Origin of the sequence: Streptomyces sp. NPDC093598, assembly GCF_044764825.1 — a bacterium.
GTDB lineage: Bacteria > Actinomycetota > Actinomycetes > Streptomycetales > Streptomycetaceae > Streptomyces.
Window position 1 is genome coordinate 1 of sequence record NZ_JBIWIV010000010.1, and the last position, 24,928, is coordinate 24,928.

General features: G+C 71.4%; 22 protein-coding genes. 9 read left to right on the top strand and 13 right to left on the bottom strand.

Translation table 11 applies throughout. The features are described from left to right. On the top strand, positions 1 to 669 hold a 669-nt coding region (locus tag ACIRDU_RS25820; RefSeq protein ID WP_403583247.1), incomplete at its 5' end, for an alpha-isopropylmalate synthase regulatory domain-containing protein. A gap of 27 nt (positions 670 to 696) precedes the next feature. On the opposite strand, the gene ACIRDU_RS25825 is transcribed toward ACIRDU_RS25820, so the two are convergent. Beyond that, complete coding sequence (locus ACIRDU_RS25825; protein ID WP_403583250.1) at positions 697 to 1,383, bottom strand: SLATT domain-containing protein; 687 nt, start codon at positions 1,381 to 1,383, stop codon at positions 697 to 699. A gap of 115 nt (positions 1,384 to 1,498) precedes the next feature. On the opposite strand from ACIRDU_RS25825, the gene ACIRDU_RS25830 reads away from it, so the two are divergent. Further along, a complete protein-coding gene (locus tag ACIRDU_RS25830; RefSeq protein WP_403583253.1) occupies positions 1,499 to 2,854 on the top strand; it encodes a hypothetical protein in 1,356 nt (451 codons plus the stop codon). A 194-nt stretch (positions 2,855 to 3,048) separates the two neighbouring features. Here ACIRDU_RS25830 and ACIRDU_RS25835 read toward each other — a convergent pair whose 3' ends face one another. After that, positions 3,049 to 3,987 carry a DMT family transporter gene (locus tag ACIRDU_RS25835; RefSeq protein WP_403583256.1) on the bottom strand — a complete coding sequence of 313 codons (939 nt, stop codon included), beginning with the start codon at positions 3,985 to 3,987 and terminating at the stop codon, positions 3,049 to 3,051. Positions 3,988 to 4,059: 72 nt separating this feature from the next. Between ACIRDU_RS25835 and ACIRDU_RS25840 the strand changes: the two genes are divergently transcribed. Then, a complete protein-coding gene (locus tag ACIRDU_RS25840) occupies positions 4,060 to 4,644 on the top strand; it encodes a TetR/AcrR family transcriptional regulator (protein ID WP_403583259.1) in 585 nt (194 codons plus the stop codon). Positions 4,645 to 4,683: 39 nt separating this feature from the next. Next, positions 4,684 to 5,262 (top strand): YdeI family protein, encoded by a 579-nt coding sequence (locus ACIRDU_RS25845; protein WP_403583262.1) that lies wholly within the window; start codon positions 4,684 to 4,686, stop codon positions 5,260 to 5,262. Positions 5,263 to 5,464: 202 nt separating this feature from the next. On the opposite strand, the gene ACIRDU_RS25850 is transcribed toward ACIRDU_RS25845, so the two are convergent. Together ACIRDU_RS25850 and ACIRDU_RS25855 are read right to left on the bottom strand one after the other, a co-directional pair. After that, complete coding sequence (locus ACIRDU_RS25850) at positions 5,465 to 6,250, bottom strand: S1 family peptidase (protein ID WP_403583264.1); 786 nt, start codon at positions 6,248 to 6,250, stop codon at positions 5,465 to 5,467. 220 nt (positions 6,251 to 6,470) lie between these two features. After that, a complete protein-coding gene (locus ACIRDU_RS25855; RefSeq protein WP_403583267.1) occupies positions 6,471 to 7,070 on the bottom strand; it encodes a YceI family protein in 600 nt (199 codons plus the stop codon). 369 nt (positions 7,071 to 7,439) lie between these two features. On the opposite strand from ACIRDU_RS25855, the gene ACIRDU_RS25860 reads away from it, so the two are divergent. The 4 genes from ACIRDU_RS25860 to ACIRDU_RS25875 all read left to right on the top strand — a co-directional run bounded on the left by ACIRDU_RS25860 (position 7,440) and on the right by ACIRDU_RS25875 (position 12,819). Continuing rightward, complete coding sequence (locus ACIRDU_RS25860) at positions 7,440 to 8,297, top strand: SDR family NAD(P)-dependent oxidoreductase (protein ID WP_403583269.1); 858 nt, start codon at positions 7,440 to 7,442, stop codon at positions 8,295 to 8,297. Positions 8,298 to 8,478: 181 nt separating this feature from the next. Continuing rightward, positions 8,479 to 10,851, top strand: coding sequence for a polysaccharide lyase 8 family protein (locus ACIRDU_RS25865; protein ID WP_403583272.1), 2,373 nt, complete (start codon positions 8,479 to 8,481; stop codon positions 10,849 to 10,851). A 154-nt stretch (positions 10,852 to 11,005) separates the two neighbouring features. Continuing rightward, positions 11,006 to 12,589 carry an acyl-CoA carboxylase subunit beta gene (locus ACIRDU_RS25870; RefSeq protein ID WP_403583274.1) on the top strand — a complete coding sequence of 528 codons (1,584 nt, stop codon included), beginning with the start codon at positions 11,006 to 11,008 and terminating at the stop codon, positions 12,587 to 12,589. Positions 12,590 to 12,624: 35 nt separating this feature from the next. Beyond that, a complete protein-coding gene (locus ACIRDU_RS25875; RefSeq protein WP_403583277.1) occupies positions 12,625 to 12,819 on the top strand; it encodes an acyl-CoA carboxylase subunit epsilon in 195 nt (64 codons plus the stop codon). A 167-nt stretch (positions 12,820 to 12,986) separates the two neighbouring features. On the opposite strand, the gene ACIRDU_RS25880 is transcribed toward ACIRDU_RS25875, so the two are convergent. The 9 genes from ACIRDU_RS25880 to ACIRDU_RS25920 form a co-directional block, all read right to left on the bottom strand. Further along, a complete protein-coding gene (locus tag ACIRDU_RS25880; protein ID WP_403583280.1) occupies positions 12,987 to 13,319 on the bottom strand; it encodes a hypothetical protein in 333 nt (110 codons plus the stop codon). Between the two features lie 54 nt (positions 13,320 to 13,373). Then, entirely contained in the window at positions 13,374 to 13,955 is a 582-nt protein-coding gene (locus ACIRDU_RS25885) for an ATP/GTP-binding protein (RefSeq protein ID WP_014675207.1), read from the bottom strand. Beyond that, complete coding sequence (locus tag ACIRDU_RS25890) at positions 13,936 to 14,520, bottom strand: DUF742 domain-containing protein (RefSeq protein ID WP_045297456.1); 585 nt, start codon at positions 14,518 to 14,520, stop codon at positions 13,936 to 13,938. The genes ACIRDU_RS25885 and ACIRDU_RS25890 overlap by 20 nt, the downstream gene beginning before the upstream one ends. Positions 14,521 to 14,614: 94 nt before the next feature. Beyond that, positions 14,615 to 15,028: a roadblock/LC7 domain-containing protein gene (locus ACIRDU_RS25895; RefSeq protein ID WP_033321188.1), complete on the bottom strand. Its 414-nt coding sequence runs from the start codon at positions 15,026 to 15,028 to the stop codon at positions 14,615 to 14,617. Positions 15,029 to 15,038: 10 nt separating this feature from the next. Beyond that, the gene (locus ACIRDU_RS25900) at positions 15,039 to 18,350 is read right to left on the bottom strand and encodes a nitrate- and nitrite sensing domain-containing protein (RefSeq protein ID WP_403583283.1); all 3,312 of its coding nucleotides are present in this window, start codon (positions 18,348 to 18,350) and stop codon (positions 15,039 to 15,041) included. 376 nt (positions 18,351 to 18,726) lie between these two features. Then, complete coding sequence (locus ACIRDU_RS25905; RefSeq protein WP_104781463.1) at positions 18,727 to 19,302, bottom strand: ATP/GTP-binding protein; 576 nt, start codon at positions 19,300 to 19,302, stop codon at positions 18,727 to 18,729. Further along, entirely contained in the window at positions 19,283 to 19,678 is a 396-nt protein-coding gene (locus ACIRDU_RS25910; protein WP_359196792.1) for a DUF742 domain-containing protein, read from the bottom strand. The genes ACIRDU_RS25905 and ACIRDU_RS25910 overlap by 20 nt, the downstream gene beginning before the upstream one ends. A 110-nt stretch (positions 19,679 to 19,788) precedes the next feature. Then, positions 19,789 to 20,202 carry a roadblock/LC7 domain-containing protein gene (locus ACIRDU_RS25915; RefSeq protein ID WP_031138073.1) on the bottom strand — a complete coding sequence of 138 codons (414 nt, stop codon included), beginning with the start codon at positions 20,200 to 20,202 and terminating at the stop codon, positions 19,789 to 19,791. A 9-nt stretch (positions 20,203 to 20,211) separates the two neighbouring features. Further along, the gene (locus ACIRDU_RS25920) at positions 20,212 to 24,024 is read right to left on the bottom strand and encodes a nitrate- and nitrite sensing domain-containing protein (RefSeq protein WP_403583287.1); all 3,813 of its coding nucleotides are present in this window, start codon (positions 24,022 to 24,024) and stop codon (positions 20,212 to 20,214) included. Positions 24,025 to 24,626: 602 nt separating this feature from the next. On the opposite strand from ACIRDU_RS25920, the gene ACIRDU_RS25925 reads away from it, so the two are divergent. Beyond that, entirely contained in the window at positions 24,627 to 24,818 is a 192-nt protein-coding gene (locus tag ACIRDU_RS25925; RefSeq protein ID WP_359637408.1) for a hypothetical protein, read from the top strand. The last annotated feature ends 110 nt before the right edge of the window (positions 24,819 to 24,928 follow it).

The following is a 24,928-nucleotide window of genomic DNA, read 5'->3' on the forward strand; positions in this document are numbered from 1 at the left end:
GCGATCAAGGTCGACCCGGACCTCTACCAGCACATCGACCCCGAACTGGTCGGCAACACCATGCGGATGCTCGTCTCCGACATGGCCGGACGCGCGTCCATCGAGCTCAAGGGCAAGGAGCTCGGAGTCGACCTCGGCGGCGACCGCGAACTGGTCGGCCGGGTGGTCGAGCGGGTGAAGGAGCGCGAGCTCAAGGGCTACACGTACGAGGCGGCCGACGCGAGCTTCGAACTCCTCCTGCGTGCCGAGGTCCAGGGCATGCCGCTGCGCTACTTCGAGGTCGAGTCCTGGCGGGCCATCGTCGAGGACCGGCCCGACGGCTCCCACGCCAACGAGGCCACGGTCAAGCTGTGGGCCAAGGGCGAGCGCATCGTCGCCACGGCCGAGGGCAACGGCCCGGTCAACGCCCTGGACCGGTCCCTGCGCGTCGGCCTGGAGAAGATCTACCCGCAGCTCGCCAAGCTGGAACTGGTGGACTACAAGGTCCGCATCCTGGAGGGCAAGCACGGCACCAACTCCACGACCCGCGTGCTGATCTCCACGTCCGACGGCACGGGCGAGTGGTCGACGGTCGGCGTCGCCGAGAACGTCATCGCCGCGAGCTGGCAGGCCCTGGAGGACGCGTACACGTACGGGCTGCTGCGCGCGGGGGTGGCCCCGGCGGAATAGCCCCGGGCCGGGTGACCGGGGCACGTGTCACATCGCCGTGTCCCGGGACCGCGGCACCGGGACCTCGCCGCCCCGGTCGCGGCCGGGGGTCCGGTCGAGGCGGAAGAGTCCCGCCGTGTGGGAGCGCTGGCCGGTGGCGGTCGTGGTGGAGCGGGTCAGCTCCTCGACGCCGTCGGCCAGATAGCCGACCCACGCCGTGCCCTCGTCCTCGATGATCCGCTGGGCGTCGGTCCGCAGCCGCTCGATCACGCCGAGCAGGGCGGCCTGCTCCTTGTCGCTGGGGGAGTCGGTGGTCCTCAGGAACGCCTGCGCCCAGTCGGACTGCGCTTTCTTGAGGATCTGCTGCAACGCCAGTTCGGCGCGGATGTAACGGGTCCAGGACGCCGAGAACCCGAAGATCCGGTCGAACAGGACGCAGCCCGCGCCGCCGGCCAGGAACACGAAACCCCACTCGGGCTGCACGGCCGTCGGCGCGGCCGCGTGCACCAGCGGCGTGATCGTGCCGACGATGCCCAGCACCGTGGCGAGCGCCCGCAGTGAACGCGACCACAGCGACGGTCCCCGGCGCCGGGCCAGGTACCAGCCGATCGCCGACGTCACCTCCGCCTCGGCATGCCGGAACAGCTCCCACAGCAGGTCGGCCCGCGTACGGGACCGGTCCAGCTCGGTCAGTTCGGACACCGTCATGTCCGCAGCCCTGCGTCGTCCGAACATGCGCCTGTTCCCGCCCCTTCTGGATAGCCAGGGGGCATCCTAGGCGCAGCCGCGTCAGAAAATCCCTGCCTCGACGGATAACCCTTCTTGTGCCGTTTCGGGTAGCTTCGAACATATGAAGGCCGCGCTGGTGCGTACCGTCGTACGTCTGCTGATCGTGCCGTTCGCCGCCCTGCTGGCGGTGCTGCTGGCCGGTGCGCCCGGTGCGCACGCGGCCACCGACCTGTCCGAAGTCGCCCAGGAACTGCGCGAGAACCCGGTCTACGTCGATCCGGCCGCCTCCGGGCAACTGGCGGCTTCGGACGCGGAGGCCCTCGCCGACAAGATCAAGGACGCGGACAAGCCCGTCTTCGTGGCGGTCCTCCCGGCCGGCTACCCCACGCAGGACCTCTTCCGGAACCTCCGCACCGAGACCGGCGTCACCGGCCTGTACGGCATCCGCCTCGGCGACCGTTTCGACGCCCGCGCCGACAGCTCCGTGATGAGCCGGCAGGCGGTGTCCAACCTCGTCACGGCGGTGCAGGACGCAGGTGACACCAAGGCCCAGCTGAACGACTTCGTCGACGACGCCCTGCGCAACGTGGGCGGTTCGGCGCCGAGCAGCTGGAGCGACGGCTCGGGCACCGACGTGCCGGTCGGCGGCCTGATCACGGTCGGCGCCCTGGTCGCGGCCGGCGGCGCGGGCGCCTACGCCCTGGTCCGCCGCAACCGGCGCCGCCACGAGGAGGAGCAGCGGGCCGCGCTGGACAAGCTGCGGGTGGTGGTCGACGAGGACATCACGGCCTTCGGCGAGGAGCTGGACCGGCTCGACTTCCACCCCGGAGAACCGGGCGCCGACGACGCGATGCGCGCCGACTACGAGCGTGCCCTGGACGCCTACGAGCAGTCGAAGTCCCTGATGGCGGCCGCGACGAGACCAGAGGACGTCAAAGCCGTCACCGAGGCCGTCGAGGACGGCCGGTTCTCCCTGGCCCGGCTCGCGGCCCGCCGTGCGGGCGGCCCGCTGCCGGAGCGCCGCCCGCCCTGCTTCTTCGACCCGCGCCACGGCCCCTCGGTCGTCGACGCGACCTGGACGCCCGCGGGCGGCACCACCCGCGAGGTCCCGGTCTGCGCGGCCGACCGGACGCGTCTCGCCGAGGGCCGCGACCCGGTGATCCGCGAGGTAGACACCGAATACGGCCGCCGCCCCTACTGGGAGGCCGGACCGGCGTACGGCCCCTGGGCCGGCGGCTACTTCGGCGGCGGCCTTCTGCCCGGCCTACTCGTCGGCACCATGCTCGGCAGCATGATGGCCGGCCCCGCCTACGCGGCCGACTACGGCTCCGGCTACGGCGACTTCGGCGGCCACGAAGGCGGCGACGTCTCCGGCGCGGACTTCGACACCGGCGACTTCGGGGGCGACTTCGGTGGCGGAGACTACGGCGGTGGTGGGGACTTCGGCGGTGGCGGTGACTTCGGGGGAGGGTTCTGACCCGAGCCCGACCTCGACGGCACCCGGGGGGCGGGTTCTGACCCGAGCCCGACCTCGACGGCACCCGGGGGGCGGGTTCCGGCCCAGGCCCACCGCCGCGCCACCGGGTGCCCGCCCCCGAGGGCCAGGGCGGACCAGCCCACGGCCCCCGGCGCGATACCTCCGCCGGCGAGGACCGCCACGGGCCGCGGAGGCTAGGCGGGCCCGGGGGAGCGGGTCCACCGGTCCTCCTCCGGCTCGGCCCGGGCGGCGGTCCGGGCCGAGTCCCTCCGGCCGTCACCGCGATGGACGATGACGACCGCCGCGAGGCAGACGGCCAGGCCCAGGGCGGTCTGCACGCCGAACGGCTCACCGAACATCAGCGCGCCCCAGACCGCTGTGACCGGGGCCATCAGGAACATCAGGGTGTTGACCTCGGTCACGCCGGAGCGCTTCAGGATGAGCCAGTAGAGCCCGTACCCGCCGAACGTGGACAGACCCACGAGCCAGGCCACCGCCACCCAGAAGTCCGTCCGGGCGGGCGGTGCGGCGGCCCCCGTGGCCAGGGCCAGCAGAGAGAAGAGGACCGCGCTGGTGGCGCAGTGGACGGTCAGCGACACCGATGGGGCGACCCGCGAGCGGGACCGGCTTTCCAGGAACGTCGCCGCGACCAGGGACAGCATGCCGAGCAGCGGGACGGTGTACGCCCACCAGGCCACACCGGTGCCCGCCGCCGCGTCGGCCAGCGTCACCACGGCGACGCCGCTCAGCCCCAGACCCAGACCGATCCACTGCCGGCCCGAGACGTACTGCCCCAGCAGCGGCCCCGCGAGGGCCCCGGCGACCAGGGGCTGGACCCCGTCGATCAGGGCCGTCGTGCCGCTGGAGACGCCGAGCTGGATGGCGTGGTAGACGCTGAGCAGATAGCCGCTCTGCGACAGCACGCCCACCAGGGCCTGCCGGGTCACGTCCCGGGTGGTGAGGCCCCGCCAGGCCGATCGCGTGACGGCGGCGACGGCGACGAGGACGACGGCCAGCGGCAGGAACCGCCACATGAGGATCGTGAGCGCGGACGCGCTGCCGGCGCCGAGCTTGGCCCCGATGAAGCCGGAACTCCAGCACAGGACGAAGGCGAGGGAGAGAAGGATGTTCACGACATCACAACCAGTAGACAGATCGGTTTACCCGTTCCTCGCTCACTATACAGATCTGTATAGTTGGGTGCCATGGGTACCACCGCGCCGAATCCGCGCCGGATCACGATGACGCCCGCCGCCCGCCGCGCCCTGGATGCCGCCGCCCGGCTGTTCTACGAGCGCGGTATCCACGCCGTCGGCGTCGACCTCATCTCCGCCGAGGCCGGGGTCACGAAGAAGACGCTCTACGATCGCTTCGGCTCCAAGGAGCAGATCGTCGTGGAGTACCTCGCGGACCGGGACGAGCGCTGGCGGGCCTTCCTCGCCGAGCGTCTCGACGCGGCCGGACCGGACCCGCGCGAGCGCGTCCTGGCGGTGTTCGACGCCTCGCGCGCATGGGCGGCCGAGTTCAGCCCCAAGGGATGCAGCATGGTCAACGCCCACGCGGAGATCAGCGACCCCGCGCATCCGGCCCACCCGATCATCACCGGGCAGAAACAGTGGATGCTCGCCCTGTTCAAGGGTCTCGCGGCGCAGATCGCGCCCGAGGAGGCGGATTCGACGGCCCGATCGCTGATGCTGCTGCACGAGGGCGCCCTCGTCGCCCATGGCCTCGGTGTCTTCCCGGAGGCCATCGCCCAGGCCCGCGACCAGGCCGCCGCGTTGCTCGGGTAGCGGACAGCAGCTGTCCTATTGCCGCCCTATGGTGGCGCCATGACGACGTCCGACGACTCGGGTCCGCTCTCCTTCGAGACCACGGCCGACCTGGACTCCTGGCTCACCGCCCACCCGGCCCCGCATCCCGGCCTGTGGGTCAGGGTCGCGAAGAAGGGCTCCGGCATTCCCTCCGTCAGCGCCGCCGACGTCAACGACGTGGCGCTGTGCCACGGCTGGATCACCGGGCAGCGCAAGGGACTCGACGAGTCGTCCTACCTCCAGCGGATCACCCCGCGGCGCCCCGGCAGCCTCTGGTCCATGGTCAACGTCCGGCGCATCGAGGAGCTGACGGCCGCCGGACGGATGCGACCCGGCGGACTCACCGAAGTGGCGGCCGCGCGGGCGGACGGCCGGTGGGAGGCGGCGTACGCGTCGCAGAAGGAGGCCGAGGTCCCCGAGGACCTGGCGGCGGCCCTGGAACGGAGCCCCCGGGCCGCGGCGGCCTTCGAGGCGCTCGGACGGACGGACCGGTACCTGGCGATGCTCGGCGTCCTCCGGGCCAGGACAGCGGGAAGCCGGGCTGCGCAGGTGGCGGCGGCGGTGGAAAAACTGGAGTCACGGGCCGCGGACAGCTGAGCCCGCGCCGGGCGGGCGTGGAGGGTGGTGATGCGGCAGGTGCGCTCCATCGGCCGTGAGGGAGGGGCCCCACGGGCGGCCCGGCGCGACGGGCGTGGCGGTACCGCGGGGCAGGCCGACGCGAGCGCGGTGAGGCAGCGGGGTCCGTCGGCCGTACGGGACGGGCCCGACACCCCTCGGTGTCGGGCCCTCGTGCCGTGGGTCAGAGGGTCGACGCCGCCGAAGCGATGGCGGAGGCGAACGTGGAGACCTCCGTGTAGACGCCGGGGGCCTCGGGCCGGGCGCAGCCCTCACCCCAGCTGACGATGCCGACCTGGATCCAGTCGCCGGCGTTGTCCTTGCGGAACATCGGACCGCCGGAGTCGCCCTGGCAGGTGTCGACGCCGCCCGCGTCGAAGCCGGCGCAGATCTCCTCGTTCGCGACGAGGCCGCTGTAGAGACCGCCGTAGGCCTTGCACGCGGCGTCGCTGACGAACGGCACGGTCGCCTTCAGGAGGTAGCGCTGCTGGGAGCCGCCCTCACGGTTCGCGCCCCAGCCGGCGACGGTGAAGTCACCGGTGTTGTACTGCGCGGTGGTGGCGATCTTCAGGGTCGGCAGGTTGATGGGCTGGGCGAGCTTGATGAGCGCCCAGTCCTTGCCGGTGCCGTTGTAGCCGGGGGCGCGCAGCACCTTGGTGGAGCGGACCTGGACGCGGCCGCTGGTGGACTGGAGGTCGACGACCCCCGCGGTGGCGGTGATGCTCGTGTTGTTGCCGGACCGGCTCACGCAGTGCGCGGCCGTGAGCACGATCTGCTGGGTGTAGAGCGCGCCGCCACAGCCCATGGAGAGCCGGACCATGAACGGGAACTCGCCCTGCGCGGCCCGGGTCCCGCCGACGACGGGCGACGGGGCGGCCTGCGCGGCGGAGACGGGCTGGAGACTGGCGATCGCGAGCGCGGCGGCGCCGAGGACCGCGCATCTCTTGAGGGCCGTGAGGAGTCTCTTCAACGTGATGCCTTCCGTGGGGGGTTGACCGGGGAGACGTGCAACCGAAGCATCAGATTGACGAGCACATGACAGCAGCGAGGGCAAAAAGAACGTCCATGTGCTGGCATGGACTGGTCAAAATACTGCTGCTGGATTATGAGAACGCCGACAGTCTTTGCACAAGGGGCGGGAACCGGCCAGACCGGCCCGGTGGAGTGTCACCGGGCCGGCCGCGCGGGGCTCACGCGTTCCTGACGGCCGAGATGTCGAAGTTGAGCTTGATCTTGTCGGAGACCAGGACGCCGCCGGTCTCCAGCGCGGCGTTCCAGGTCAGACCCCACTCGGAGCGCAGGATCTCCGCCTTGCCCTCGAAGCCGACGCGCTCGTTGCCGAAGGGGTCCTTCGCGGCGCCGTTGAACTCGAGGTCGATGGTGAGGGGGCGGGTGGTGCCGAGGATCGTCAGGTCGCCGGTGATCCGGTAGTCGTCACCGCCGAGCGCCTCCGCCTCGGTGGAGCGGAAGGTCATGGCCGGGAACTCGTCCGCCTTGAAGAAGTCCGCGCTCTTGAGGTGGCCGTCGCGGTCGGCGTTGCCCGTGCTGATGCTGTCCATCACGACGTCGATGGAGGCCGTCGACCGCGACGGGTCGGTGCCGTCGAGGCGGAGCGTGCCGGTGAAGTCCTGGAAGCTGCCCTTGACGTTGGTGACCATGGCGTGCCGGGCGACGAAGCCGATCGTCGAGTGCGCGGGGTCGATCGTGTAGTCGCCGGTCAGGGCGGCCGGCTCGGGGCTCACGGCGGCGGCGGTGGCGGTCCGGGCGTCGTTGCGGCTGAAGATGCTCATGGGGTGTACGCCTCCTGCGTGTGATGGTGATTCGTTGAATCTTTAACTACTCCAACGCGACCCACCGTAGACCTATTCCGTTCAATGTTCAACATCTTCGACGGGGGTGTCCGCAACGCGTTCACCGCGCCCCCCGTTCCCCCGCTTGGCGGAATCGCCCGGCCCGCAGGGGTGGTCCTGCCGGATGCGACGCACGGCGCCCCGGCACGCGGTCGCCCCACGGCCCGGCGGCCTGCCGATGCCCGGGCGGCCGGGCCCCGTCGGCACACCCTGCGGTGGCGGTGTCCGGCGAGACGGGGTTCCGTTTCCAGAGACCGTATGGAGACAGACGAGACCACGGCGGACGCACAGAGCAGGGGAGAGCGACTCGTGACACTCACCGGCTCCGGTTCGGCCCACGACCCACCGGCGGACCCCGCCCGGAGCAGCCCCACGGCCCCCGTCCCCGCCCGGGTGAACCAGTACGGGCCGCCGCGGCGTCTCGACCGGCGCGTCGCCCTGGTCACCGGGGCCTCCTCGGGCATCGGCGCGGCCACGGCGCGGCGCTTCGCCATGGACGGCTGGCAGCTGATCCTCAACGGACGCGACCGGCACCGCCTGGAGCGGACGGCGTCCGGCACGTCGGCCGTCGTGCTGCCCGCCGACCTCGCCGCCCCGGGCGGTCCGCGCCTGCTGGCCCAGTCCGCGCTGCACACCACCGGCCGGATCGACGTCCTGGTCGCCGGGGCGGGCCTCGGCTGGACGGGCCCGTTCACCGCCATGCCGCACACCGACATCGACCGGGTGCTGACCCTGGACCTCAACGCCACACTCCACCTCGTGCGGGAGGTGCTGCCGTCCATGATCGCGGCCGGGCGGGGCCGCGTGGTGCTGCTCGGCTCGGTCGCGGGCTGCGTGGGCCTGCGGGAGGAGGCGGTGTACTCCGCCGCCAAGGCGGGCCTGGCCGCTTTCGCCGAGGCGCTGCGCCAGGAACTGCGCGGCACGGGCGTGGGCGTGACCTTCGTCGTGCCCGGCGCCGTCGACACGGCCTTCCACAGCCGCCGCGGCAGGCCCTACGACGGCACCCGCACCGGTCTCCTGTCGCCCGGCTGCGTCGCGGGCACGATCTGGGAGGCAGTACGGCACAACCGCGACGAGGCCTATGTCCCCACCTGGCTCACCGTCCCGGGCCGGGTCCGCGGCCTCGCGCCGGGCCTCTACCGCCGCCTGCTGAACCGCTTCGGCTGACCCGCACCGCCTCTTCCGGGTCGGGCTCCCTGGCCGTTCCACGGGTTCCGGTCCCCTTGGCCGTTCCTGGTTCGGGTCCCACTGGCCGTTTCCCCGCCATGCCCCCGGCCGCCGTTCCCTCGTTCCGGTCACTCCGGGGATCCACCGTTCAGGTGACCGTCCCCCGTGGTAGGGCATGAGCATGACTCCCCAGCGTCGCCTCTTCCCCCGCCGTACGGCCGAGGCCGCCGCCCACCTGCTCCGGCCCAGCCGCCGCGCCCTGCTGCTGGCGGCCGCGGCCCTCGCGGCGACCGGGGGCGCGGCGCCCGCCGGACGGGGCGCCGACGCTCCGGGCGATCCGTACGACACCCTCCGCCGGCGCTGGCTCGGCATCTCCCTCGGCACCGGCTACGACCCGGCGGCCGAGCCCTACGCCGCCCGGCTCGCCGAGACCGGCGCACTCGCCCGCGACCTGCTCGCGAGCATGGCCCCCGCGGCGGACTCCCTCTGGCCGAGCCACCCCTTCGACCCGCCGGCCGGCATCACCCTCGGCTACGGCCGCCTGTGGACCATGACCCAGGCCTACGTCCGGCAGGGCACCGGCTCGACCGCCGACCCCCGCCTCCTCGCCGGCGTCCTGCGCGGCCTCGACCACCTCTCCGCCACCGTCTACAACCCCTCCACCACCCGCTACGGCAACTGGTGGGAATGGCAGATCGGCAGCCCCCGCCTGCTGATGGACATCACGGCCGCCCTGTACGAGGAACTGGGGCAGACCCGGGTCAGCGCCGCCTGCGCCGCCGTCGACCACTTCGTCCCCGACTCGGCCCTCGGCGACTACACCGGCACCTCCACCGGCGCCAACCGCGTCGACCTGTGCCGCTCCGTCGCCCTGCGCGGCATCCTCGGCCGCGACCCCGCCAAGATCGCCCTCGCCCGTGACGCGCTCTCCCCGGTCTTCCCGTACGTCACCCGGGGCGACGGCCTCTACGCCGACGGCTCGTTCGTCCAGCACACCTGGGTCGCCTACTCGGGCACCTACGGCCAGGTCGTGCTCGACGGCCTCGGCCGGCTCTTCGCCCTGCTCTCCGGATCCGACTGGGAGGTCACCGACCCGAACCGGCAGATCGTCCTCGACAGCGTGGAGCGCGCCTACGCACCGCTCATCCACGACGGGCTGGTCATGGACAGCGTCAACGGGCGTGCCATCAGCCGTGGTCACCTCACCACCGACGACCGCAAGGTACTGCGCAGCGACCACTACCACGGCCACCGGCTCATCGCCGCCATCGCCCTCCTCGCGGCCGGCGCGAGCCCGGCGGAACGCGACCGCTGGCACGCCCGTATCAAGGGCTGGATCGAACGGGACACGGTGACCCCGATCCTGACGGCACCCCAGTTCGGAGTGGCCGACCTGGCCCGGCTGCACACCGTCGACGCCTCGCCCGTCCCGGCCGCGCCCGAGCCCACCGGGCACCACCTCTTCGCCGCCATGGACCGTGCCGTGCACCGCGGCCCCGGCTTCACCGTGAACATCGCCATGGCCAGCGACCGCATCGCCCACTACGAGTGCGGCAACGGGGAGAACCCCCGCGGCTGGCACACCGGCGCGGGCATGGTCAGCTGGTGGGCGGGCGCGAGCGACCAGTACACGGACTGGTTCTGGCCGACCGTCGACTGGTACCGCCTGCCCGGCACCACCGTCTCCACCAAGCGGCTCGCGGACCGTGAAGGCGGCGAGTGGGGCACGGCCCGCCCGGACGCGCGCTGGGCCGGCGGCACCACCGACGGCACGTACGCGGCCCTCGGCCAGCACCTCAAGGGCCTCGGCTCCACCCTCGAAGCCCGCAAGTCCTGGTTCTGCGTCGCGGACGCGGTGATCTGCCTGGGCGCCGGGATCACCTGTGCCGACGGCGTCCCGGTCGAGACGATCGTCGACAACCGCAACCTCGGCGCATCCGGCACCCAACGCTTCGTCAAGGGCCCGGACTGGGCCCACTTGGAGGACCACGGCGGCTGGGTCCTGCTCGGCCGTGAGTCGAAGGCGCTGCGCGAGGACCGCGCCGGAGCCTGGTCCGACATCAACACCGGTGGCACACAGCAGCGGTGCACCCGCCGCTGGCAGACCCTCTGGCTCGACCACGGCACCGACCCCGAGGACGCCACGTACGCCTACGTCCTGATGCCCGGGGCGTCCCGCCGGGCGGTCGCCCGCCGAGCCGCCGACCGCCACTGGATGTCGGTGCTCGCCAACGACGCCGCCCGCCAGGCGGTCACCGTGCCCTCCCTCGGCTGCACGGCCGCGAACTTCTGGCAGTCCGGCACGGCTGGCCCGCTCACCGCCTCCGCGGCCGCGAGCGTGCTGATCGTCCGCCGGGGCCGTGGCGCTACCCTCTGCGTGAGCGAACCGCCCCGCACCGGCGAGCCCCTCGAGATCACCTGGGACCGTCCGGTCCGCCGGGTCGTCCGCGCGGACGAGACGGTCGAGGTGCTCTCCACAGGCGGGCGACTGCGCGTGCGCGTCACTCCGGGGGAGGCATGTGCCACCCACGTCTGTGAGGTGACTCTCACCTGACCGCTTTGTGCGACTCCTACAAGCGACACGCCCCATGAGCAGTCGGAAAGGCTCAACGCAGCCATGGTTCTGTTCAGGGGTACCAGGAAAACACGCCGGACACTGTGAGGAGTCGACGGCCCGCATTCCTCGCTCGGCTTCGTAAGGTCGCTACATGACCGTTTTGGATGAGGCGCCGGGTGAGCCGACCGACGCGCGCGGACGCGTGGCCGAACTGCACGAGATCCGTGCGCAGGCGATGGCCGGACCGAGCGAGAAGGCGACCGAGGCGCAGCACGCCAAGGGCAAGCTGACCGCGCGGGAGCGCATCGAACTTCTCCTCGACCCGGAGTCCTTCCGGGAGGTCGAGCAGTTGCGCCGGCACCGGGCCACCGGCTTCGGCCTGGAGGCCAAGAAGCCGTACACCGACGGTGTGATCACCGGCTGGGGCACGGTGGAGGGCCGCACGGTCTTCGTCTACGCGCACGACTTCCGCGTCTTCGGCGGCGCCCTGGGCGAGGCCCACGCCACGAAGATCCACAAGATCATGGACATGGCCATCGCGGCCGGCGCCCCGCTCGTGTCGCTGAACGACGGCGCCGGCGCCCGTATCCAGGAGGGCGTCTCGGCGCTCGCCGGTTACGGCGGCATCTTCCAGCGCAACACCAAGGCCTCGGGCGTGATCCCGCAGATCTCGGTGATGCTCGGCCCGTGCGCCGGCGGCGCCGCCTACAGCCCGGCCCTCACCGACTTCGTCTTCATGGTCCGCGAGACCTCGCAGATGTTCATCACCGGCCCCGACGTCGTCAAGGCGGTCACCGGCGAGGAGATCACGCAGAACGGCCTGGGCGGCGCGGACGTCCACGCCGAGACGTCCGGCGTCTGCCACTTCGCCTACGACGACGAAGAGACCTGCATCGCCGAGGTTCGCTACCTCCTCTCCCTGCTCCCGCAGAACAACCGCGAGAACCCGCCCCGCACGGAGTCCTCGGACGCGGCCGACCGCCGCTCGGACGTCCTCCTGGACCTGGTCCCGGCGGACGGCAACCGGCCCTACGACATGGCCAAGGTCATCGAGGAGATCGTCGACGACGGCGAGTACCTCGAGGTCCACGAGCGCTGGGCCCGCAACATCATCTGCGCGCTGGGCCGGATGGACGGCCAGGTGGTCGGCATCGTGGCGAACCAGCCCCAGGCGCTGGCGGGCGTACTGGACATCGAGGCCTCCGAGAAGGCGGCCCGCTTCGTCCAGATGTGCGACGCCTTCAACATCCCGATCATCACTCTTCTGGACGTCCCCGGCTTCCTCCCGGGCGTCGACCAGGAGCACGGTGGCATCATCCGCCACGGCGCGAAGCTCCTCTACGCCTACTGCAACGCGACCGTCCCGAGGATCTCCCTGATCCTGCGGAAGGCCTACGGAGGTGCCTACATCGTCATGGACAGCCAGTCCATCGGTGCCGACCTCACCTACGCCTGGCCGACGAACGAGATCGCCGTCATGGGCGCGGAAGGCGCGGCCAACGTCATCTTCCGCCGCCAGATCGCCGAGGCCGAGGACCCCGAGGCCATGCGGGCCCGCATGGTCAAGGAGTACAAGTCCGAGCTGATGCACCCCTACTACGCGGCCGAGCGCGGCCTGGTCGACGACGTCATCGACCCCGCCGAGACCCGCGAGGTGCTCATCAAGTCCCTCGCCATGCTCCAGACCAAGCACGCGGACCTGCCGTCCCGCAAGCACGGCAACCCGCCGCAGTAACCCGGCGGACATCTTCCCCACGGAGACTGACACCCATGGAATCCCCTGACATCCGCGTCGAGAGGGGCCACGCCGAGCCCGAGGAAGTCGCCGCCATCACGGCCATCCTCCTGGCCCGCGCCGCCGCCCGCCCCACGGACCCGACCCCGGCCCACCGCGGCCGCATCAAGGCCGGCTGGCGCCGCCTGGAGCGCGAGCCGGGCTTCCGCGCCCCGCACAGCTGGCGCTGACCCTTCACGCCCCCACGGCCCCGTTCTCCCTCGGGAGGGCGGGGCTGTTGTGCGGTGCTGGTCGGTGACGACGTGGACACCGGGGAAGTCGAGCGCTCCAGGAGAGCCGGCTGGATCAGCGAGTGAGCTCCTCCAACGGCTGCAGTCCGGTGAGGACTAAGCCTCGCTCAACCCCACCGGGGCGGGCACCGAGCGGGTGTGCGGCGGATCAGCTCCGCCGGATCGGCGTCCGCGGCGAGCACGTCCTCGTCCGACAGGTCGGCCCGCGCGAACGTGTCGCACACCGCGTCGGTGATCTGCCCGAACTGCCGCTCCGCACTCCGCTGGAGCCGCAGCCCGGGCACCCGTAGCCGTACCAGCTCCGGCAGCGACAGGTGCCGTTCCTGCTGACGACGTCTGCCGCCCAGCCAGATGTCGGCCGCCGTCTGCGCCACCGTCGTGCCCAGCCGTAACGCCGCCGCCTCCGCGCCGGCCGCGCCGCCCCTCCCAGGACACAACACTGCGGCCCTCACTCCTCCACGGGAGGAACGAGGGCCGCAAGACAGAGGTGGCGACTACCGCAGGCGCGCCATCAGCGCGTGCTCCACCAGCGTGATCAGCGCCGACTTCGCATCGGCCCGATGCCGGGCGTCGGTCGTGATGATCGGGGTGTCAGGACCGATCTGCAGGGCTTCCCGCACCTCGTCCGGCGTGTACGGCTGCTGGCCGTCGAAGCCGTTCAGCGCGATGACGAACGGCAGGCCGCTGTTCTCGAAGTAGTCGACGGCGGGGAAGCAGTCGGCGAGCCTCCTCGTGTCGACCAGCACGATCGCGCCGATGGCGCCGCGCACCAGGTCGTCCCACATGAACCAGAAGCGGTCCTGGCCCGGCGTACCGAAGAGGTACAGGATCAGGTCCTGGTCCAGGGTGATGCGGCCGAAGTCCATGGCGACCGTCGTGGTCGTCTTGTCCCCGGTGTGGGTGAGGTCGTCGATGCCGGCCGAAGCGGACGTCATGACGGCCTCGGTGCGCAGCGGGTTGATCTCCGAGACGGCACCCACGAACGTGGTCTTGCCCACGCCGAAGCCGCCAGCCACCACGATCTTCGCGGACGTGGTGGAGCGGGAAGGCCCTCCGCTAGAGCTTGCGAAGTCCACTGAGCACCCTTTCGAGCAGTGTCACGTCTGGCTGGCCGCCGGCGTTCTCGTCGCCGCCGGGCTGATGGATGGCGACCAGTCCCGCCTCCGCCAAGTCGGCGACGAGGATCCTGGCCACGCCGAGAGGGATCGTGAGGAGCGCCGAGATCTCGGCGACCGACTTGATTTCCCGGCAGAGGTTGCAGATCCGCTGATGCTCGGGCAACTGGCCCTGCATCTGGTGCGGCTGCGCAGTGGTGTGCACCAGCGCCTCGATGGCGAGCTGGTAGCGCGGGCGGGTCCGGCCGCCGGTCATGGCGTACGGACGCACCAACGGGTTGTGGTTGTTCGACGCCCCGCCGGGCGCCGGCTCCGGGGTGCGGCGCTGCGGCTGCACAGGCTGGATACGCGGGGCCGGCGGCTGGTCGTACGGCGACGGGCCGGGGCCCTGTGGCGCGTACGGCTGCCGGTGGCTCGGTGCGGAGGGGAAGTTGTAACGGTTCGGGTTCTGACCACCGTCGCCCTGACCCTGGGCAGGGCCGTACGACCAGTTGCCTGAAGACGAACCGCCTGGGGGTGTTGCCACTTTCTCCTCCTCCGACTGTGCCTGGCACCCATCGCTGTGGAGCCGCGTCCCAAGACCTTACGGCCATGGGACGCCAAAACGCACCGTCCGTCTGTTAGTTGAGCAGGCTCCCCTGGAGCTCTGCACGAAGGTCCGGTGTCAGGACCGTACCGGCTCGGTCCACCAGCAGCGCCATCTCGTACCCGACGAGGCCGATGTCCGCCTCCGGATGTGCGAGAACCGCGAGCGACGAGCCGTCGGAGATGGACATGATGAACAGGAACCCCCGCTCCATCTCCACAACCGTCTGGTTCACGCTGCCACCCTCGAAGATCCGGGAGGCGCCTGCCGTCAGAGACGTCAGACCGGAGGCGACGGCCGCGAGCTGGTCGGCGCGGTCGCGGGGGAAGCCTTCGGACATCGCCAGAAGGAGTCCGTCGGCGGAGACCACCACCGTGTGGGACACCCCCGGGGTGTTGTCCACGAAGTTGGTGATCAACCAGTTCAGGTTCTGTGCCGCCTGGCTCATCGGGCTCACACTAACGCTCCTGGTTGTAGGTGCTGTCAGGACCGAAGCCCTGGCCGTTCGTTTCACTGCCTGCGCTGCGCCCGCGCTGGACGCCCCGACGCAGGTTGCTCAGCCTGCCCCGGACGTCCTCCGGGGCGCGGGAGACCTGTGGGCCTCCCTGATGGGTGCTTTCGGCGGCACCCTCGATCAGGTTGGCCTTGGGCACCCGCCTCGGCAGGCCGGAGGAGGTGACCCCGCCCGCCTTGGGCTTCCGGAGCTGCGAGGCCTGCTGCCACCGCTCGTCGTTCGCCGAGCGCCAGTCGTCGCCGTTGTTCTCCGGAGCGGAGGCCGGCGGCTCCTGGCTCGCGTGCCGTGCGCCGCCACCCGTACCGTTCGCACCGCTCGCGGTGGATCCACGGCGGGGAAGCCCGGCGTCGGTCATCGTGTGAGCGGCGGAGGGGCCCGATCCCGGACGGTCGAAGCCTACGCGGTCCTGCTCACTCGCGTCAGCGGCCTGCGCAGATTCCGTTTCCTGGGCCTGAGAAGGGTACTGGCTCGGGTAGCCGTTCTGGTAACCGTCCTGCTGCGGCCAGTCATCCTGGTGACGACGCTGCTCGAACGCGGCGAAACCACCCGGCCCGCCCGCGCCCGGCGCCGAGGGCTCCTCCTGGGCCGGCTCCGCATAGGAGGGCTCCGGGTAGCCGCCGTTCGGCGAGAAGGTGTCGTTCTGCGGCAGGCCGCCGCCCGCCGCGTAGTACTGCTCGTCGTACGCGGACCGCTGCGGCTCCTCGTACCCCGTGTGCCGCTGCTCCTCGTACGACGCCTGCTGCTCCTCGTACGGCGCCTGACGGTCGTACGCGGACGGCTGCTGCTCCGGGTAGCCGCTCTGGCCGGTGTCGTAGGCCTGCCCGGCGTCGTAGCCCTGCTGCCCGTTGGCGTACTCGTCGCGGTACCCGGTCGCCTCGGCGGACTGCCGGTCGCTCTGCCCGGGCAGCGCGGGCTGCTCGTGCGACTGGGCTTCCAGGGCCGCCCGGCGCTCCTCGCGCATCAGGGAGCGGCCGACGGGGTCCAGCTCCCGTATGTCGTCGGGGACTTCGGCGTAGCGGCTGTCGTCGAAGCCGAGCTCCGCGGCCGTGCGCATGGGCTGGCCGAAGTTCTCGCCGCCGAAGTTCTGCTCCGGGATGATCTGCGAGACGGTGAACTCGTCGCGGTCCACGTGCTGCTCGCCGCCACCACCGTGGGTGATCGCGTCCGGCAGCATGACCAGCGAGGTCGTGCCGGCCTGCTCGCCCGAGGGGCGCAGCTGGACGCGGATGCCGTGGCGGTCCGACAGCCGGCCGACCACGAACAGGCCCATGCGCTGCGAGATCGCGGCGTCCACGGTCGGCGGGTTGGCCAGCTTGTGGTTGATGTCCGCGAAGTCCTCGGCGGTGAGGCCGATGCCCTTGTCGTGGATCTCGATCATGACCCGGCCGTCGGGCAGACGGGTGGCGGTCACGCGGACCTTGGTCTGCGGGGAGGAGAACGTCGTCGCGTTCTCCAGCAGCTCGGCGAGCAGGTGCACGAGGTCGGTCACGGCGCGGCCGTGGATCTCGGCCTCCGGGACACCGGACAGCTCGATGCGCTCGTACTGCTCCACCTCGGAGGAGGCGGCGCGCAGCACGTCGACCAGCGGGACCGGCTGGTCCCAGCGGCGGCCGGGCTCCTCGCCGGCGAGGACGAGGAGGTTCTCGCCGTTGCGGCGCATACGGGTCGCGAGGTGGTCCAGGCGGAAGAGGTTCTCCAGCTGGTCCGGGTCGGCCTCGTTGTTCTCCAGGTCGGTGATCAGGGTCAGCTGGCCCTCGATCAGCGACTGGTTGCGGCGCGACAGGTTGGTGAAGATCGCGTTGATGTTGCCCCGCAGCAGGGCCTGCTCGGCGGCGAGCCGGACCGCCTCGCGGTGGACTTGGTCGAAGGCGCGGGCGACCTCGCCGATCTCGTCCGTGGTGGTGATCGGGATGGCCTGCACACGGGTGTCGACGCGGCCCGGGTCGGTGCGGGAGAGCTGGTCGACCAGCATCGGCAGGCGCTGCTCGGCGATGCCGAAGGCGGCGTTGCGCAGCTGGCGCATCGAGCGGCTCATCTGGCGGGCGACCGCACCGGCCAGGATGAAGGCCAGGAGCAGCGCGACCACGACGGCGGCACCGGTGATGTAGGCGTCACGCTGGGCGGCGTCGGCGATGTCCGAGGCCTCGCTCACGGCCTTGTCGGCCATGTCGGTCTCGATCTTCTCGTACGCGTTGAACTTGAGCGTGTTGACCGCCCACCAGTTCTCGGCGGTGATGCCCTTCTCGGCGAGGGCGGCGCGGGCGCTCGGGTCCGTGCTCTGCAGCGTCGCGACGGCGGAGATCATCGACGTCGGGTTGGACGGCGGCGGGACGTAGTCCGGGTTCTTGGCCTTGGCTTCCCGGGCCATCACGGCAGCGTCGGCCTTGATCTTGCTTTCGGCCGCATCGAGCTTGGCCGCGTCCTGCTCGGTGCCGCCGCCGATGTACTCCTGCACGGCGATGCGCTCGAGGTAGGCGTACGAGGACAGGGCGATGCGCTGGCTGGCCAGGTTGCCGGCGTCCGGGCCGGGCTTGACGAGGATGTGCATGCCGATGGACCGCTGCAGCGACAGGGCCGCCTTGGTGAGCTCGATGGCGTACACGGTCCGGCCGTAGCTGGTGATGTTGCCGGTGCCCAGGCCGAGCTCGTTGGCGAACTCCGTCAGCGGGTGGGCGACCTCGACATAGCCCTCTTCGGTCTGTACGCCCTTGAGTTTGGAGGTGTACGCGACCTGGCGCAGGGTGGCGAGCTTCGGCTCCGCCTTGCGGAACAGGTCCAGCCGGCGCTCCAGGCCGGGCTTCGCCGGCATGTTCTGGGCGGCGGCGTCGAAGGCGTCGGCCGCCTCGTCGGTGGCCTTGCGGACCTGGGTGACGGTCGCCTTGTCCTGGGCGGTCTGGGCGCTGCCCTTCAGCAGGGGCGCCGCCGAGGCGTCACGTTCGTTGTAGAGGGCGTTGGCGTAGAGCAGCGAGGCGCGGACCAGGCGCGCGGTGTTCTCGGCGTCCTCGGCCTCCTGCCAGGTGTCGATCGAGCTCTTCACCTGGAAGCCGCCCATGACGAGGCCGACCACCACGGGTATGAGCAGGATCGCGTTGAGCCTGGTCGCCACGCGCCAGTTGCGCGGGGAGAGACGGCCGCCGCTCTCGGCGGGCGGGGCCGTCTGCTCCGAACCGGGCACGGGGGCGGGCGCCGCTGTGCGCGGCGGCGGGGTGAAGTTGCCCCGGGCCGACGGCTCGGGACTGTTCTTGCTTCGCCTCACTCGACCAACAACCTCTCGGCGGTCGGCACCAACGTTGTGCCGCAGTGTTCAGAGCCCAACACGACCTCGATGGACGGGTACGTCATTGACTATTGGGCAGTTCAGGCATTCCAGCACGACGACCTGCGCTCTTCCAAACAGTCCGAGGTGGGGATTCCATGTGATGTAAGCCCCAGATAAAACGGTCATAAAGAGCGAGCCCCGCCAAAAGGCGGGGCGATTGTGCGCGCAGCGAGACCGGATGTGCGCGACGCGTGGCCGTACCACCAGATTCCTCTGCCGAAACGTTATGAACACCTTGGCCGACCGTGTCAAAGGACACAGTCGGCGCCGGTGTATCTACGACAACTGCCGTATGGCACTTCAGAATTGGGTGCTACCTCAGCCGTGCCATCAGAGCGTGCTCGACCAGCGTGATCAGGGCACTCTTCGCATCGGCCCGGTGCCGGGCGTCGGTCGTGATGATCGGGGTGTCCGGACCGATCTGCAGCGCCTCGCGCACCTCTTCGGGCTGGTAGGGCTGCTGTCCGTCGAAGCCGTTCAGCGCCACGACGAACGGCAGACCCGAGTTCTCGAAGTAGTCGACGGCCGGGAAGCAGTCGGCCAGGCGCCGGGTGTCCACGAGCACCACCGCGCCGATGGCGCCGCGCACCAGGTCGTCCCACATGAACCAGAAGCGGTCCTGGCCCGGCGTACCGAAGAGGTACAGGATCAGGTCCTGGTCCAGGGTGATGCGGCCGAAGTCCATGGCCACCGTGGTGGTGGTCTTGTCCCCGGTGTGGGTCAGGTCGTCGATGCCCGCGCTGGCGGAGGTCATGACGGCCTCGGTGCGCAGCGGGTTGATCTCCGAGACGGCACCCACGAACGTGGTCTTGCCCACGCCGAAGCCGCCCGCCACCACGATCTTCGCGGAGGTGGTGGACCGCCCCGCGTCAGAGCTTGCGAAGTCCACTGAGCACCCTTTCGAGCAGTGTCACGTCCGGCGCGCCGCTGGCGTCGTCGCCGCCCGGCTGGTGGATCGCGACGAGACCGGCTTCGGCGAGGTCCGCGACCAGGATCCGGGCCACCCCCAACGGCATGTTGAGCAGCGCCGAGACCTCGGCCACCGACTTCACCTCGCGGCACAGGTGGCAGATCCGCTGGTGCTCCGGGAGCAGCCCCATGAGCGCGGCGGGGTCCGCGGTCGTGCTGATCAGTGCCTCGATGGCCAGCTGATAGCGCGGCCGGGTCCGGCCGCCGGTCATGGCGTACGGCCGTACCAGCGGCTGGTCGCCCTCGTCCTCGTACGGCTCCGCGTACGGATCATGAGAGGCGGGGGGCGGGGTCATGGGTCCTCCGGGCGGGACAGCAAGTCGGTCAGCAAGCCGTCTGACGGGGCCTGTGCGGGGTGTGTGGCGGCCGGACGGTGATGTGGTGAGACGGGTGGTGCCGGGGCCGATCAGTGGAGCAGACTGCCTTGGAGCTCAGCTCGCAGGTCGGGGGTGAGGACCGCGCCCGCGCGGTCGACCAGGAGCGCCATCTCGTAGCCGACGAGGCCGATGTCGCACTCGGGGTGGGCGAGAACGGCCAGGGACGAGCCGTCCGAGACGGACATGAGGAAGAGGAATCCTCGCTCCATCTCCACGACCGTCTGCGCCACCTCACCGCCCTCGAAGATCCGGGAGGCGCCTGCCGTCAGGGACGTCAGGCCCGAGGCGACGGCCGCGAGCTGGTCCGCGCGGTCGCGCGGGAAGCCCTCCGACAGCGCCAGGAGGAGACCGTCGGCGGACACGACGACGGTGTGGGACACCCCGGGGGTGTTGTCCACGAAGTTGGTGATCAACCAGTTGAGATTCTGTGCCGCCTGGCTCATCGGACTCAACTAACGCTCCTGCTGGTGAGTGGGCCGTGGGTGGCTGCCGGTCTGGGTGGACCCGGCCTGACGACCCTGTGCGATTCCCCGACGGAGATTGGTCAGCCGGCCGCGCACGTCATCCGGCGCGCGCGAGACCTGCGGACCGCTCTGGTGGGTTTGCTGCTGAGCCGTGCCCGGGACGAGGTTCGCCCGGGGCACCCGGCGCGGCAGGCCGGAGGTGGTGACACCACCCGCGGCGGGCTGGCGGACTCGCTCGGCCTGGCGGACGAGGTCGTCGTTCGGCGAGGTGCGCCAGCCGGTGGAGGCGGCGGGCCGCTGCGGACCGGTGGGTCCCTGCGGTTGCTGCGTGGCGGCCGGAGCGGAGCCGTTGTTCTGCGGCTGCTGCTGCTCCTGCTGGCCGTGGAACCAGTTGGTCTCCAGCGTGTCGTACAGCGGCGTACGACCGTCGCCCGGACCGGACGCCGGCGGCAGGGCCTCGGGCTCCTGCCGGACGGGCCGGGCCTGCGGGGCGGGCGGACGCGGGGCACCGAAGTCGGCCGGGCCCCGGCCACCGTTCACCTGCGGCCGCTCGAACCGGCCCGTGCCCGCGGGGTCGGCCGGCGTGGCCGGACCCGGGAGGGTGGGCCGGCCGGAGCCGTTGTCCTGGCGGGGCGCCGGGTACTGACCCGTGGAGCCGTTGTCCTGCCGCGGCGCGGGGTACTGGCCGGTCGAGTTGCTGTCCTGGCGGGGCGCCGGGTACTGGCCGGTCGAGCCGTTGTCCTGCCGCGGGGCCGGGTACTGGCCCGTGGAGCCGTTGTCGTACGACTGCGGCGCCGGGTACTGACTCGGCGTGGACGACGGGTCGGGGCGACCGCCCGAGGTGCCGAAGACGTCCGGGCGGACGAACTGACCCGGGCCCTGCGGCGCGTTCGCGCCGGGGCCGAACGGGTCCGCGTGCTGAGGAGCACCGAAGTCGGCCGGGGAGCCGAGGCCCTGCCGGTCGTTGTCGCGCGGGACGGCCGGCATCTGCGCCGTCGCGCCCGGGCCGTCCGGCTCCTCGTGGCCGCGCGGGGCGTCCAGCGAGGCACGCGGCACCGGCGGCTGGGCGTTCTCGTCGCCCCAGCTCGGCACGCGAGGCTGCGCATCGCCACCGGGCAGCTCGGCCCGCGGACCGCCGCGCGGCGGCAGCTGCGGCCGACGGCCCTTGCCCTGCTCGGCGTTGTCGCCCTGCTTCTTCCGGCCCCGGCCGCGGCCCCGGCCACCGCCGAAGGCGTCCTGGCCCTGCTGCGGCCCGTTGGTTCCCGCGGCCTGAAGACCCTGCGGGGCACCCGGCGCCTGCTGGCCGAACCCGGCACCGGCACCGGCCGGAGCCTGACGGCCCTGTGAGGGACCACCCTGGTCGAACGCCGAGGTGTCGGGACCCTGCGGTCCGCGTGCTCCACCCGGCGCTCCCGGGCGGCCACCGTCCGCGTCCCGTCCGGGCAGCGCGGCCCGCGGGCCCTGGCCCGGAGCGAGCCGGCCACCGCCGGACGCACCGCCGCCGAAGGCACCGCCGGACGCACCGGCCCCGAGGGCACCGGCGTTCTGGCCGGCACCGGCGGCACGCCGGGCCGCGGCCGCACCGGCGGCGGCCTGCGCGGCGGCGGGACCGCCGCCGACCGGCGGCTGACCGGGCTGCTTGGGCTGGGGCTTCCTGCCGCCCTGGGCGACGTCGACGGGCAGCATGACCAGCGCGGTCGTACCACCGGAGTCGGACGGGCGCAGCTGGATGCGGATGCCGTGCCGCTGTGACAGCCGGCCGACCACGAACAGACCCATGCGGCGGGAGACGGAGACGTCCACCGTCGGGGGAGAGGCGAGCCGCTCGTTGATCGCCGCCAGGTCCTCCGGCGACAGGCCGATACCGGTGTCGTGGATCTCGATCAGCACACGGCCGTCGGGCAGCGCGTGACCGGTGACCTTGACCTTGGTCTGCGGCGAGGAGAACGAGGTCGCGTTCTCCAGCAGCTCGGCGAGCAGGTGCACGAGGTCGTTGACCACACGGCCGGCCACTTCGGTGGTCGGCACGGAGGCCAGCTCGATGCGCTCGTACTGCTCCACCTCGGACGCGGCGGCACGCAACACGTCGACCAGCGGCACCGGACGGGTCCAGCGGCGGCCCGGCTCCTCACCCGCGAGGACGAGGAGGTTCTCACCGTTACGGCGCATACGCGTGGCGAGGTGGTCGAGCTTGAACAGCGAGGACAGCTGGTCCGGGTCGGCCTCGCGGGACTCCAGCTCGGAGATCAGCGACAGCTGGCGCTGGATCAGGCCCTGGGAGCGGCGCGAGAGGTTGGTGAACATCGCGTTGACGTTGCCCCGCAGCAGTGCCTGCTCGGCGGCGAGACGGACCGCCTCGCGGTGCACGTCGTCGAAGGCCGCGGCCACCCGGCCGATCTCGTCCCGGGAGTGCACACCGACCGACTCCACGGACGTGTCGACGTCCTGCGGGTCGGACTCGGACAGCTGCTTGACCAGCTCGGGCAGACGGTCGGAGGCGACCTTGGTCGCGGTGTCCTCCAGGCGGCGCAGCGAGCGGATCATGGACCGCGCCACGACGAAGGCGCCGACCAGCGACACACCGAGCACGATCAGGATCAGGGCACCGGAGATGATCGCGTCGCGCTCGGTGGCGCTGCGCAGCTCGCGGGCCTTCTGTTCCATCTCCTCGAGCAGCGTGTGCTCGATGTTCTTCATCTGCTGGATCTTGGTGGAGCTGTCGTCCAGCCAGTCGCGGTAGGACCGCTTGTCCTGCTGGGCGAGACCGCTCGCGGAGACCAGCACGCGGCCCGCGTAGGTGTCGGTCGCCTTGATCGTGGAGTTGCCGCCGTCCTCGATCGGCTTCAGCAGCTCGGCGGCGGCGTCCTCGCCGTAGATGCTCTTGAAGCTGCGGATCTCGGAATTCTGGCTCTCCAGGGCCGACTCGGCGTAGAGCCGGTCGTTCGGCGAGAGCTTGCCGGTGGTGGTGTTGCTCGCGGGCAGCGCCGCCGCCAGGGCCGCGCGCTGGATCGAGGAGTACTCCTTGGCGGAGGAGAACGCCGCGAGCGCACGCGTGCGCTGGATCATGTCCGGGTTGCTGGTCGCCTCGGCCATGTCCTGGGAGAGGTCGATCAGGTTCTCGATCAGGCGGTGGTACGCCTCGATCGTCTGGGTGGAGTTGCCGTCGGCGGCGTAGGCGCCCTTGCGGATCTGCTCCAGGTCGCCCAGTTCGCCGGCGAGCTGGACGAGGTACTCGCGGACGCCCTTGAGGTTGCCGTCCTTGCTGGTGCTGTCGATCTCCTCGGAGCTGTCGAGGAAGTTCTTCCTCGCCCGGTCCGTCTTCTCGCGCAGGCCCTTGACCGTGAAGTCGGTCGCCTTGCCGCCGTGCGCGAGCGGACCGGCCGACTGGTCGCGCTCCTCCTGGAGCGCGGCCGACAGCTCGGTGGCCTGCTTGGTCAGATCGGTCAGCAGCTTCATGTTGTCCAGCTGCTGGATGTTGTCCATGGAGTCGTTGATGCGCAGTGCGCCCAGCGACGTGGCGGCGACCACGGGGAGTGCGAGCAGCGAGACCAAGCGGGTGGAGATGCGCCAGTTGCGCAGGGCTATTCGCGGGCCGGGGCCCACCGGGCCGGTCGGCGGCTTGAGGCCCGTGGACGGGCTCGTGGACCCCGCGGAGGCCGACCCGGAGCGCTCACCGCCGTCACCGGCCGGGCCCTGGTTCTGGGCGTGCTGGGGCGCGGGGCCGCCTTTCACGGGGCCAGTCCCGCCGTGCGGCTCCGGCTCCGCCGAAGCGCTGCCATCCCTCTTGAAACGTCCCTGCACTAGCGTCGCAACCTCTGGACCAGGCACCCCGTCGCCTGAACGGCAGGGCACGGTGTCGGCGTACTGGGGACGCCCTGAAAAACGCCCCCGTGGTGGTCGTGGGTGACCGGCGCTGGTTCCCCCTTCTCACCGCCGCTCGGCGCGTCTGTGCGCCCCCTGTGCGCCGGCTCGATCCTGCGGCGGTCCGTGAGATTCCAGCACAGCACAGGATCTCCAACAAGGCCCGTAGGCCGAGCCGTGACCTAGGTGACACCACGTGAGTGCCGGATCACCGGACGTAGAAAGCGAGTTCGCCCATTCCGGGCGTATGCCCGCGAGTCGCCGAGACCTGTCAGGTGTCCCAGTCGCCATGATCAGGAGCGGAATGATGGCTTCAGTGAGCCAATGTCCGTTTCGTTGGGGTGGGGCGCGAGCCTGAATTGACCGATTTGCCCTCTGATTCGTGAGAAAACTCACATGCTGATCATGGCCTCCGGGCGACTGCGCCGGGGAATCGCATGTTTAGCCTGACGCTTTACAGCGATGGCACAACCGACAACCCGCGCCCGGGTGGGGGTTCACCACCCTCCCGGCGCCCGTCACAGGACAGGGTCAAGTAAACAGTGAAGACGACGACGATGTTCCACAAGATCGCCAACCCGCGACGCACGACGCTGGCGCACCTGGACGACGCCGACGAACTGCGGACGCCGGAGCAGCCGGAGCACCCCGTCGACCTCCCGGCCCAGACCGCAAACCCCAAGCGCACCGTCCTCATGGAGATCCCCGTCGCGGCCGCCGCGGCCGCGGAGTGACACCAGCAAGTACGCGTGCCGGCCGCCGGATGCTCACGGCGGAAGGACACGGATTTCCGAGGGGCGCCCCCCGTGACGGGGCGCCCCTTCGTAATGCGCGGGGCTGGGGG